The organism is Paraburkholderia silviterrae, assembly GCF_004353915.1.
GTDB classification, from domain to species: domain Bacteria; phylum Pseudomonadota; class Gammaproteobacteria; order Burkholderiales; family Burkholderiaceae; genus Paraburkholderia; species Paraburkholderia silviterrae.
In genome coordinates this window covers 196189-208157 of record NZ_SMRP01000009.1, presented here as the reverse complement: position 1 = coordinate 208157, position 11969 = coordinate 196189, and the positions used below count along the sequence as shown (strand labels likewise).

Below are 11969 nucleotides of genomic sequence, written 5' to 3'. Positions count from 1 at the left end.
AAAGAAAAGTAGGTGCCGCCCCGCACAGGGGCAACGCTTGCGGCCCGCCGCGAATACAAGTTAAGGCCAACTAGCGACCCCTCGCAACAACCCGATACGTACGAGAAAATGGAAGAGATAACGATGGAACAGCTTGTGCGCAGCCACGACGCCCTTGAGGAGACCGCGATGACAACGTCTCTCGCGATGGAAAAGCCCGACCACATGATCTCGGTCCGCGACCACTTCGGCATCGACTCGCCCTTGAAGGTGCCAGCCTTCAGCGCCCCCGAAGCCCACGTCCCCGACCTCGACGAGGCATACCGCTTCAACCCCGAAGTCACGCTGGCCATCCTGGCCGGCTTCACCCGCAACCGCCGCGTAATGGTGCAGGGCCTGCACGGCACCGGCAAGTCCACACATATCGAGCAGGTGGCGGCGCGCCTGAACTGGCCCTGCGTACGCGTGAATCTCGACGGCCATATCAGCCGGCTCGACCTCGTCGGCAAGGACGCCATCGTCGTGCGCGACGGCCGCCAGGTCACCGAGTTCCAGGAAGGCATCGTGCCGTGGGCGCTGCAGCGCCCGGTCGCGCTGATCTTCGACGAGTACGACGCGGGCCGCCCCGACGTGATGTTCGTGATCCAGCGCATTCTCGAACGCGACGGCAGCTTCACGCTGCTCGACCAGAACCGCGTGATCCGCCCGCACCCCTACTTCCGCCTCTTCGCGACCACCAACACCATAGGACTCGGCAATCTCAACGGGCTCTATCACGGCACGCAGATGCTCAATCACGCGCAAATGGACCGCTGGAACGTGGTCGCGACCCTCAATTACCTGCCGCGCGAGGAGGAGGCCGGCATCGTGCTCGCGCGCGTGCCGGAGATGGCCGACGCCGCAGGCCGTGCGCTCGTCGACTCGATGGTCGGCATGGCCGCGCTCACGCGCAAAGGGTTCGCGAGCGGCGATCTGTCGACGCTGATGTCGCCGCGCACCGTCATCAACTGGGCCGAGAATTGCGAGATCTTCCGCGATCCCGCGCTGGCGTTCCGGCTCACGTTCCTGAACAAGTGCGACGAGGCCGAGCGGCCCATCGTCGCCGAGTATTACCAGCGCTGCTTCGGCGTCGATCTCGAAGCAGCGTCGCCGGACGGTGACGGCGCCGCGTGGTCCGGTGCCGCAACCTCTGGCGGCGCGCCCTTTGGCGGCTCGCCCTCTGGCGGTGCGTCCTCTGGCTCCGCCCCTGAGCCGCGTGCCGTATGACGCCCACACAACCCACGCTGCCCTCGCGCGAAGCCGTGCGCGCAGCGTTGCGGCGCGAGGCGCTGTGCGCGGCCGCCGTGCGCGCGCTCACGGGCGACGCCGCGCTGCACTATCGCGGAGGGCGGCTGTGCCGGCAGTTGCGGCCGCTGCCGCTCTATGCGCCGCATCTGCGCAGCAACGCGTACGAGGACGATTTCGCGTCGCTGCGCGGTGCCGCCGATGGGGCCGCGCAGCGCCTCCTGCATTCCGATGCGGCGCTGCACCGGCTGCTATGCCCCGAGCAGCCAATCGAGCGCCTCTTGTTCGAGCTTTTCGAGCAAGTGCGCTGCGAGGCGCTGCTGCCACCGGGCATGCCGGGCCTTGCGCAGAATCTGCGTCATCGCTTCGATGCCTGGTCGCGCGCGTATTGCCGCGCGGGTCTCAGCGAAGGCCATCTCGGCATCCTGCTTTACACGGTCGCGCAGATCGTGTGGTCGCGCGTGACCGGCTGGCCGGTGCTCGACGAGACCGAAGACCTGATCGAGGCCACGCGCGCCGGCATCGTGCCCGCGATCGGCACGCAGCTCGCCGGCCTGCGCCGGCATCGCCCGGACCAGCGCGCCTACGCGCTGCACGCGCTCGAGCTGGCGCGCAGCGTTGCGGCGATGCTCGATGACGCGCGCGCCGCGGCGCGCACCCAGGACGACGATGAAGACGCGCGCGAGCCCGACGACGCGTTGACGTCGTTCTCGCTCTGGGTGGACTTCGACGAGACGGAGGCCGACTTGCCCGCGCTCGCGCCAACCGGCGAGAGCCGCGCGCTGGGCGCTGCGGCCGAGGGCTATCGCGCGTACACGACGCAATACGACCGCGAGATCCGCCCGGCCACGCTCGTGCGCGAGGCGTTGCTGCGCGAGTACCGTGAGCGGCTCGATGAGCGCATCGCGGCGCGCGGCATCAACGTCGCGCGGCTCGCGCGCGTGCTGCAGGCGGCGCTCGCGGTGCCGCAGCGCGACGGCTGGCTGTTCGGCGAAGAGGAGGGCTGCATCGACGGCCGGCGCCTCGCGCAGGTCGTGAGCTCGCCCGCCGAGCGCCGCGTGTTCACGCGCGAGCGGCTGCAGCCGCGCGGCGATTGTGTGGTGGGCTTTCTGATCGATTGCTCGGGCTCGATGAAGGCGCATATCGAGCCGGTGGCGATGATGGTCGATCTACTCGCGCGCGCTTGCGAGCAAGCGGGCCTTGCGAGCGAGGTGCTCGGCTTTACTACGCTCGCCTGGAACGGCGGTCGTGCGCGCGCCGAATGGCTCGCGCGCGGGCGGCCGGCGCATCCGGGGCGGCTGAACGAGACCTGCCACATGGTGTTCAAGTCCGCCGACGACAGTTGGCGGCGCGCGCGTGGGGCCATTGGCGCGTTGCTCAAGGCCGACCTGTTTCGCGAGGGCGTGGATGGCGAAGCCGTCGAATGGGCGTGCGCGCGGCTCGCGGCGCGCACCGAGGCGCGGCGCATCCTCGTCGTGATCTCGGACGGCAGCCCGATGGACGCGGCCACCGCCCAGGCGAACGATGCGTTCTATCTCGACAATCATCTGAAGCAGGTGGTGGCGCGACACGAGGCCCTGCGCGACGTCGACGTGATCGGGCTGGGCGTGGGGCTCGATCTCAGCCCGTATTACCGGCACTGCGTGGCGGTCGATCTCGACGAGCCGCTCGATATGACACGGCTCGCGGGGCTGGCAAGGTGGATTGGGGCGAGGCGGTAGGGGCTGATGGTCGGCGGCGGGAAGCGCCGCTTGAGCTACTACGACGCGCTCGATGAGGTATGCGTGAGTGCGGACTACACCGCAATCACGCGCCTCGTTGCCGAAGCCGTCGAGCGCTCGCTCGTTACATACCTGAGTGTACGGGGGCTCCGATCAGCCCCCTGAGCGAACACAGCACCAGCGAAGCCCCGATCGCCATCAGCACCCCAAACGCCAACCGCCGCGTCGCGATCGAAGAAAGCGGAGGCGGGTAGTTTCGCGCCGCGATCGTCATGAGCATGACGACCGGCGCGGCAAGCGCCGCCTCGATGCAGATCGACGAGCCCAGCTTCCCTTCGTACACGTTGAACATCACGCGCGTGAGCGCTGTGACCGCGAAGATTAGAATGAGCGCGCAGCGGATCTCGATCAGCTTGAGCGGCTGCCGGTAGAACTGGAAGATGAGCGGCGGCCCGGACACACCGAACATTCCGCTCAGCAAGCCGCCGCACAGGCCGCTCACGAAAAAGCTGCGGTCGCCCGAGCGCTGCGCGAGCGGCGCGGGCCGCAGCGCGGCGCTCAGGCCGCCATACAGCACCACGCCGCCCAGCAGCAATTGCAGCACGCCAGAAGCCGAAGCGCTCAGGTAATTGAGCAGCAGCACGCCCACGACCACCGATGGCAGCGCGCCGAGCGTCGCGGCGCCGACCGCGCGCCAATCGACATGGTGCAGCTTGCCGTGCAGCGCGGTTGCGCTGTTCGTGAGCGTGACGAGGCTCAACAGGGTCGCGATGCTCGCGACGGGCGCGAGATCGAAGCCGCTCGTCGCGCCCATGACGATCATCCCCAGGCCAAAGCCCGTGATCGTCTGAAAATAACTGGCGGCGCCGATCAGGGCGATCAGCACCAGGACCTTCTCGTGCATCATGCTGCGTGCGGTTCCTTCGAGTGAGTGACGGCGCGCTGGCGGGCCGTCTGCGCCTGGACCGCCGTCACGGCGATCACGTAAAAGATGTCTTCCGCGCAGCAGCCGCGCGAGAGGTCGTTGGCGGGCTGGTTCAGGCCCTGTAGCAGCGGGCCGATGGCCTTGGCGCCGCCCAGACGCTCGGCGAGCTTGTAGCCGATATTGCCCGCGTCGAGGTTCGGGAACACCAGCACGTTCGCATGGCCGCCGCACTGCGAATGCTCGATCTTGCGCTCGGCGATCTCCGCGACGATGGCCGCGTCGAGCTGCACGTCGCCGTCCACGCAAAGGGCCGGGCGCTGTGCGTGCACGCGCCGGGTGCCTTCGATCACCTTGTCCACGGAGGCATGATGGGCGCTGCCGCTCGTCGAGAACGACAGCATCGCCACGCGCGGCTCCTCCATCAGCAGGCTGCGCGCGCTGTCCGCGGCGGCCATGGCGATTTCGGCGAGCTGCGCGGCGTCGGGGTCCACCACGAGCGCGCAGTCCGAGAAGATCAGTCCTCCTTTGTAACGGTGAAACGGCTCGCACAGCATCATCAGGAAGAAGCTCGAGACGAGCTTGAACGAGGGCTCTACGCCAATCAGCTGGATAGCCGTGCGCACGACGTCGGCGGTCGTGTGGAGCGCGCCCGCGACCGAGCCGTCCGCGTGGCCGAGGCGCACCATCAGGTTGGCGAAGGTGAGCGGTTTGGCGGCTTCTTCCCATGCGAGCGCGGGCGTCATGCCCTTCGCGCCGCGCAGCGCGACGAGCTCGTCGGCGAAGCGTGTGCGCCAGGCGCTCGCTTGCGGGTCGATCAGCGTCATTTCGCCGATGTCGATCGACTCGCGCGCGGCGCTCGCGCGCACGGCGGAGGGCTCTCCCACGAGCAGGATGCGCGCGATGCCTTGCTCTCTCGCGCGCGCCGCGGCGGCGAGCACGCGCGCGTCCTCGGCTTCGCACAGCACGATGCGCATGGGCGACATGCGCGCGCCTTCGACAATGCGGTTCAGGGCTTTCATGGTGTCATGGGCTCAGGGAGCGCTGGAATCATGCGGGCAAAAACGAACCAGGGAAACGAAAGCGGCCGCAGGCGGGTTTGCCGCCTGCGGCCGGCGAGGCGTGGCCGGCGAGGTGCGTGCAGCATCGCACGCGCGCCGGCCGCTACCGGCGCCTCAGACGTAGTCCTTGTACTTGTCGAGCATGCGCACGGGCTTCGAGAGCGCGTCGCGGCGGAACGGGTCGCCGAGCTCGCGCGTGCACATGATCTCGACAATGGTCGTCTTGCCCTCGTTCATCTGCATGTCGATCGCGCGCTTGAGCGCCGGGCCCACGTCCTCGAGCTTGTCGACCACGATGCCTTCGGCGCCCATCGCCTTCGCGATGCCGGCGAAGCTCGGGCTGTCGAGCTCGCCCGCCACGAAGCGGCGGTTGTAGAAGTCCACCTGGTTCTTCTTCTCCGCGCCCCACTGGCGGTTATGGAACACCACGGCCGTCACGGGGATGTTGTGGCGCACGCAGGTGAGCGTCTCCATCAGGCTCATGCCCCAGGCGCCGTCGCCCGCGTACGAGACGGCCGGGCGGTGCGGCGCCGCCACCTTCGCGCCGATGATGGTCGGGAACGCGTAGCCGCAGTTGCCCCAGCTCATCGCCGCGAAGAAGCTGCGCGGCTTGTTAAAGCGCAGGTAGCTGTTCGCGACCGAGTTGATGTTGCCGATGTCGGTGGACACCATCACGTCCTCGGGCATGGCCTTTTCGAGCTCGCGCAGCACCTGGCGCGGGTGCAGATACTCGCCGCCGGTGGGCGGGCGCTCATGCTTCTGCTCTTCGATCATGTCGAGGCTGTAGGCGTCGCGCTCGTGCGTCCAGCCGTCGAGCTCCTTCTCCCACATGGCCTTTTCGGTCGCGACCTGGTCGGCGCGCTCGGCACGCGTGGCGTCGCACGCGAGCGTGCGGTTCGCGAGGCGCTCGGTCAGCGCGATCGCCGCGGCCTTCGCGTCGCCGCAGATGCCCACCGAGATCTTCTTCACGAGCCCGAGCATCTTGTGGTCGGCGTCGATCTGGATGATCTTCGCGTTCTTCGGCCAGTAGTCCATGCCGTGCTGCGGCAGCGTGCCGAACGGTCCGAGACGCGAGCCGAGCGCGATCACGACGTCGGCGCGCGAGATCAGCTTCATTGCCGCCTTGGAGCCCTGGTAGCCGAGCGGGCCGCACCACAGCGGGTGGTTCGCCGGGAACGAGTCGTTGTGCAGATAGCTGTTCACGACCGGCGCGCCCAGGCGTTCGGCGAGCGCCTTGCACTCCTCGATCGCGTCGCCCATCACCACGCCGCCGCCCGAGATGATGACCGGGAACTTGGCACTCGCAATCAATTCCGCCGCTTCGTTCAGGCTCTCTTCGCCGCCGGCGCCGCGATCGAGACGGCGCGGCTGCGGAATCTCGGCCTTGATCTGGCCGTAGAAGTAGTCGCGCGGAATGTTCAGCTGCGTCGGGCCCATTTCGGACATCGCGCGGTCGAAGCAGCGCGCGGTGTACTCGGCCATGCGCGCGGGGTTCGTGACGTGGCCCTGGTACTTGGTGAACTCCTGGAACATCGGCAGCTGGTTGGCCTCCTGGAAGCCGCCCAGGCCGATACCCATCGTGCCCGCTTCCGGCGTGACCATCACGACCGGGCTATGCGCCCAGTAAGCGGCCGCGATGGCCGTCACGCAGTTGCTGATGCCGGGACCGTTCTGGCCGATCACGACGCCGTGACGGCCGGAGACGCGCGAGTAGCCGTCCGCCATGTGCCCGGCGCCCTGTTCGTGGACCACGGGAATCAGGCGGATGCCGGCGGGCGCGAAGATGTCCATCGCGTCCATGAACGCCGAGCCCATGATGCCGAACATGTCGGTCACACCGTTGGCCGCAAGGGTCTCGACGAAGGCTTCGGACGGGGTCATGTCCTGCGGGCCGTTGGCCGTTGCCGTCTGGGTAGGGGTCTTGTCGCTCATCAGCTGTCTCCGGTTGTCGTGTGACGCAATTGCGTGTTTCGAATGCTATTCGCCGCGTTTTGCGGATCAAGCAATTCCGTCCTTGATGGGTGAATCTGAAATGGAATGGAACGATTCGTTTCAAAAACAGGTTGGGCCGCAGTTGACCGGGTCACGCGGGCTGCTTCGGGCGCTCCTTGCGGAACGCGCGCTTCACGGCGATCAGGCCGTCGCGGAACTCGAACAGATCGCAGCCTTCGGCTTCGATGCGCCAGCCTTCGGCATGCGTGCCCGTGAACACCCATTCCGATACGCCGCGCTCGCCCGCGACGTAGTGGCGGCCTTGGCCCCAGTGCGCGTCGGGGAAGGTGCGAAACACCGCTTCGAATGCGGCGCGCACCGCCTCGCGGCCTATAAAGCGGGTGCCGTGGACCTCGGGGCCGCCGGCCGCGTCGAACACGCAGTCCTCGGTCATGAACGCCATCAGCGCCGTGGCGTCGTGGCGGTTGAAGGCGTCGGAAAAGGCGGCGAGCGTGTCGGCTGTAACGGCGGCTTGAGCGGTGAGCGTGTCTGCCATGCATGTCTCCTCGGAACGGGGGGGAAGCCGGTGCCGTGCGTCGTGCAATCGACGCGCTCGGCACGGTATAGCGACACGTTAGAGATCGCCCGTTGAAGCGGGTAGCACCAGTGCGGAGGATTCGCCTGGGCCAGCGCGCAGGCAGGCTGCGCGCGGCTCGGCGGGGAGGGGAAGACGGAAGGGCTGGAGTGCGGGCGGGGCGGCCCGGAACGCTGCCGGGAGGGCGGCGAGCAGGGTTGCCGGCGGGGCCGCCGGCACGATCGACGGTAGCGCTGCTAGGAGGGCTGCTGCTGGCGCACGACTTGCGCGAGCGCGCGCACGCCGGGCTCGATCTTCTCGAGCTTGATCGCCGAGAATCCCATGCGGAACCAGGGGCTGTGCTCGGCTTCATCGGCGAAGAACACGCCGCCGGGCTCGATCAGGATGCCGGCCTCGCGCGCGTCGTCGGCCAGACGCGCGGCGTCGAGCCACGGCGGGCCTTCGACCCAGCACGACGCGCCGCCCGCAACAGGCACGTAGCGCACTTCGGGCAGATGGGCGTCGAGCGCCGCCATCAACGCCTGCGCGCGCTCCTTGTAGGCGTGCGCGAGCCGGCGCAACAGCGCGTCGTGATGCCCGAGCGCGAGGAACGTCGCGAACGCCCGCTGGATATAGGCGACCGGGTGGCGCACCATGAGGCGGCGCAGCGCGCGCAGCTCGCGGATCAGCTCCTGAGGCCCGACCACGTAGCCGAGGCGCAGGCCCGGCGCGAAGGTCTTCGAGAGGCTGCCGACGTAGATCACGCGGTCCGCCGTATCGAGGCTCTTCAAGGCCGGGTGCGGCGTGCCGGAGAAGGTGTTCTCGCTCTCGTAGTCGTCCTCGATGATGACGAAGTCGTGGCGCTGCGCGAGCTCGAGCAGCGCGCGGCGGCGCCCGATGGGCATGGTGGCCGTGGTCGGGCACTGGTGGCTCGGCGTGACGTAGACGTAATCGCAGCGCGCGAGCGAGTCGCTCTGGCGCTGCGGGTCGATCCCTTCACCGTCCACGGGCAGCTCCAGCAGGTGCGCGTTGCGGTTCACGAAGATGTTGCGCGCGTCGGGGTAGCCCGGGTTCTCGAAGCCCACCGTCGTGCGCTTGCCGCAGAGCAGGTCGGCCACGAGATACAGCGCCTGCTGGCAGCCGTTCGTGATGATGATCTCCTCGGGCATCGCGAACACGCCGCGCCGCGGCAGCACGCGCGTGCGGATCTGCTGGATCAGCGATTCGTCGTCGCGCTCGATCAGGTCCGGCGCCCAGTTGCGGATCTCCATGATCGAGAGCGCCTTCATGCAGCACTCGCGCCAGTCGTTGGTGGGAAAGAGCGATTGATCGAACTGCCCGTAGATGAACGGATACGCATAGTTCTGCCAATTGGCGGGCTTGACGATGTTGCGCTGTGCCGAGGGCGGCCGCACGATGCGCGTTTGCCAGACGGGCCGCGCGGGCGTCTCGCCGCCCTGCGCGAGGTCGGTGTCGGGCTCGGGCTGGCGGGCTGTGAGGCCGTGCAGGCCCTGCAGCATCTCTGGGTTGACGAAGTGGCCGCTGCGCTCGCGCGAGAGCAAATAGCCTTCTTCCACGAGCATCTGGTAGGCGAGCACGACGGTATTGCGGGCGACGCCGAGCTGGTCGGCCAGCTCGCGGCTCGACGGCAGCGCCGAGTCGGGGGGGAGCTGGCCATCGAGGATTGCCGCGACCAGCATCTGGCGAATCTGGTGCTGCAGCGTTGCCTTCGACTCCGGTGTCCGCCTGAACTGCTGGGCCCATAGGGCGGACGGGGTACGGGTCGGCATGCTGTCTCCTGGGTTGTCTATGGGGTGGACGAGAGGCGGCCCGCGGGTCTGGCGCATGAGGGCCGGGAACCGCGCGGATGCGCTTGCTGGGGTACGATGCGGGCCCGGTGAATGAATTTCGAATGGTTCGGGGCGGGCGCGGGCATCGGCCGGGTTGGTAAGACAATACCCAATTTGACCCGCTCCCGTCGATCAGGAAAATATCCGGGCTTGCCAGGCAGGCCCATCAGCGCATGGTGGGGCGAGCGGGCGCGGCGATGGCTCCCGCACGCAGCCTGCTGGCGCACGATGCCCTGGAGTGGCCGGCCAGGCCTTGCGATCAGGACAATTTGCAGGTTGGCAATGAATCCGGCGTAGAACCGGAGCCGCTTCCTCATCTATCAGGATCACTAAGCATAAAAAAGAGCGGATCCCCGACGGCCGCGCACACGGTCTTCAACGTCGTTGCGCGGGCCATGCCGCACTCAGGTGGCAACGACCGCCCACGGCGCCGCGGCGAGCGACTCGGACAAATAATTGAGCAGCGCCGTCACGCGTGCCGGACGCAGGATATTGGGCGGCGTCACGAGATTCAAGTTGATTTGACTGATGCGCCAGTCGGGCAGCACATCGACCAGCACGCCCTGCTGGAGCGCGTCCCAGACAATGAATTCCGGCTGCAATGCGAGGCCTTGCGCCGCGAGAAGCGCGGGGCCGATCACATCGGCATTGTTGCTGCGGATTCGGCCCTTCACGGCAACGGAACACTCCTCCCCGGAGGTATGGCGGAAGTGCCATAGCTCGGGCGTGGGCAAATTCGCATAGATGAGACAGGCATGCTGCGCCAGATCGTGCGGGTGCGTGGGGTGCCCATGGCGCTCGAGATAGGCCGGCGTGGCCACCAGGGGGCGATTCACGGCGCAAAGCTGCCGCGAGCGCAGCGGCGAATTGCCAAGCTCCGCGATACGAATGGCCACGTCGAAGCCGCCGGCCACCACATCGACAATCTGGTCGGTGAGCGAGAGGTCGATTTCCACTTCGGGGTAGCGATCGAGAAAGGCGGGGATCAACGGCGCGAGGTAGCGGATGCCAAACGACATCGGCGCGGTCACGCGCACCATGCCGCGCGGCTGGATGGCCTGCGCGGACGCCTCGGCCTCCACGGCCTCGCCTTCGGTCAGGATGCGTATGGCCCGCGCTTTGGCGAGCTCGCCCGTGGGCGTGAGCGAAAGCTGGCGCGTGCTGCGGTAGAGGAGCGTCGTGCCGAGCTTGTGCTCCAACCGCGCAATGGCCTTCGACACCGTGGGCTGGGAGATGCCCATCGACTCGGCGGCCTTGGCGAACGAACCGGTTTCGAGCACGCGCGCGAAGATGGCCCACGCCTCAAGGTCAGGGAGTGTTTGCATGGAAGGCAGAATGGCCGCTGTGCCACTCGTTCAAAATTGCACAAAGAAAGCCAACATGGTATCGCGATGCCGGCGTGGGGATGCCGGCGTGGATACGACGCCGGTTGGGGCGTCCCATCGAAACGCGTGGCGCTTAATTCAAATTCTGGTCTCCATTTAAATGCCGATTTTTTTTCATTTATGGCCGTGGATGTTACTACGAATCCATAAATATGGAATTACATCTATTCCATTTGTTCTATTTGTAGTTGGCTTGCGCTCCGATAACATGACCTCGAGACAATTCAGCGGGGCGTCGAATAACCGCTGCAGGTGGCGAGCCGACCTGTCAATTCCGGCCAGTAGAATCCGTGGAACTCCCCCAGTCAGAACTATTGCATGCAAAATCTTCCCGATCTCGAGGCTTGGGCGATTTTCGCGCGCGTGGCCACAACAGGCTCTTTCGCGAAAGCGGCCGAAACACTCGGCATGACGCAGCCCACGGTGTCCAAGGCGATCATCCGCCTCGAGAGGCGACTCGGCACGACGCTGCTCTACCGAACCTCGCGCCGGGTTTCCCTCACGCCAACCGGTCAGCTCGTGATGGAGCGCGCCAAGCACATCGTCAGAGAGGGCGAGTTGATCGAGGCGGAGACATCGGCGCATTCGCGCTCGCCCAAGGGCTTGCTGCGCCTTTCGGCGCCCATGTCGTTCGGTCTCAAGTATGTGGCGCCCCTCATGCCGGGGTTCCTCGCGCGCTATCCGGATGTGAATCTCGATGTTTGTTTCGATGACGCCGTAGTCGACGTCGTGAGTGGCGGCTTCGATGTGGCTATCCGAATTGCGGCGCCCGAAGATTCATCGGTGCGCTCGCGCAATCTGTGCGTGATACGCCGCATGCTTGTCGCAAGCCCGACGTACCTCGCTCGACATGAGCTCATCGTCCACCCTCGGGAAATCGAAAGCCATACCTGTCTTTGCTATGCGAGTCATTCGACGTCGTTGTCATGGCGTTTCCAGCATGCGTCGGGTGAGGAGTGCAGCGTGACGGTCGACAGCCGGATGCGCACCAACAATGCCGAGTCGTTGATCCCGGCGCTGCTGGCCGGCATGGGGATGGCGCTGCAGCCGGAGTTTGTCGTAGCGGATGCGCTGGCGCGCGGCGAGCTGGTCGAAGTCCTGCCGGAGTGGAAGATCGCGCAGATTTACCTGAGTCTGGTCACACCGCCCCGGGTCTTCCGTCCTGCGCGCGTTGCAGCGTTGCTCGACTATCTTTCGGAAAGCTTGCCGTCGGCGCCTTAGGCGATGGCTGCTCAACGGCTTGCCCGACTTGATTGTCCAC

General features: G+C 66.8%; 8 protein-coding genes and 1 pseudogene. 3 read left to right on the top strand and 6 right to left on the bottom strand.

Annotated features, from left to right (window positions below; genetic code table 11):
* Positions 1-168: 168 nt before the first annotated feature.
* Both EYW47_RS19600 and EYW47_RS19595 read left to right on the top strand, forming a co-directional pair.
* A pseudogene (locus EYW47_RS19600) lies at positions 169-1149 on the top strand (AAA family ATPase); the annotation flags it as partial.
* 92 nt (positions 1150-1241) lie between these two features.
* Entirely contained in the window at positions 1242-2984 is a 1743-nt protein-coding gene (locus EYW47_RS19595; RefSeq protein ID WP_133196492.1) for a cobaltochelatase CobT-related protein, read from the top strand.
* Between the two features lie 124 nt (positions 2985-3108).
* Here EYW47_RS19595 and EYW47_RS19590 read toward each other — a convergent pair whose 3' ends face one another.
* The 6 genes from EYW47_RS19590 to EYW47_RS19565 all read right to left on the bottom strand — a co-directional run bounded on the left by EYW47_RS19590 (position 3109) and on the right by EYW47_RS19565 (position 10648).
* Positions 3109-3891 (bottom strand): sulfite exporter TauE/SafE family protein, encoded by a 783-nt coding sequence (locus EYW47_RS19590; RefSeq protein ID WP_133196491.1) that lies wholly within the window; start codon positions 3889-3891, stop codon positions 3109-3111.
* Positions 3888-4928, bottom strand: a complete 1041-nt coding sequence (gene pta, locus EYW47_RS19585; RefSeq protein WP_133196490.1) for a phosphate acetyltransferase — start codon at positions 4926-4928, stop codon at positions 3888-3890. Before pta ends, EYW47_RS19590 begins: the two co-directional genes overlap by 4 nt.
* Positions 4929-5081: 153 nt before the next feature.
* The gene (gene xsc, locus EYW47_RS19580) at positions 5082-6899 is read right to left on the bottom strand and encodes a sulfoacetaldehyde acetyltransferase (RefSeq protein WP_133196489.1); all 1818 of its coding nucleotides are present in this window, start codon (positions 6897-6899) and stop codon (positions 5082-5084) included.
* Between the two features lie 151 nt (positions 6900-7050).
* Positions 7051-7455, bottom strand: coding sequence for a nuclear transport factor 2 family protein (locus EYW47_RS19575; RefSeq protein ID WP_133196488.1), 405 nt, complete (start codon positions 7453-7455; stop codon positions 7051-7053).
* A 275-nt stretch (positions 7456-7730) separates the two neighbouring features.
* A complete protein-coding gene (gene pdxR / locus EYW47_RS19570) occupies positions 7731-9263 on the bottom strand; it encodes a MocR-like pyridoxine biosynthesis transcription factor PdxR (protein WP_133196487.1) in 1533 nt (510 codons plus the stop codon).
* 464 nt (positions 9264-9727) lie between these two features.
* The gene (locus tag EYW47_RS19565; protein WP_133196486.1) at positions 9728-10648 is read right to left on the bottom strand and encodes a LysR family transcriptional regulator; all 921 of its coding nucleotides are present in this window, start codon (positions 10646-10648) and stop codon (positions 9728-9730) included.
* A 378-nt stretch (positions 10649-11026) separates the two neighbouring features.
* Between EYW47_RS19565 and EYW47_RS19560 the strand changes: the two genes are divergently transcribed.
* Positions 11027-11929: a LysR family transcriptional regulator gene (locus tag EYW47_RS19560; RefSeq protein WP_133196485.1), complete on the top strand. Its 903-nt coding sequence runs from the start codon at positions 11027-11029 to the stop codon at positions 11927-11929.
* The last annotated feature ends 40 nt before the right edge of the window (positions 11930-11969 follow it).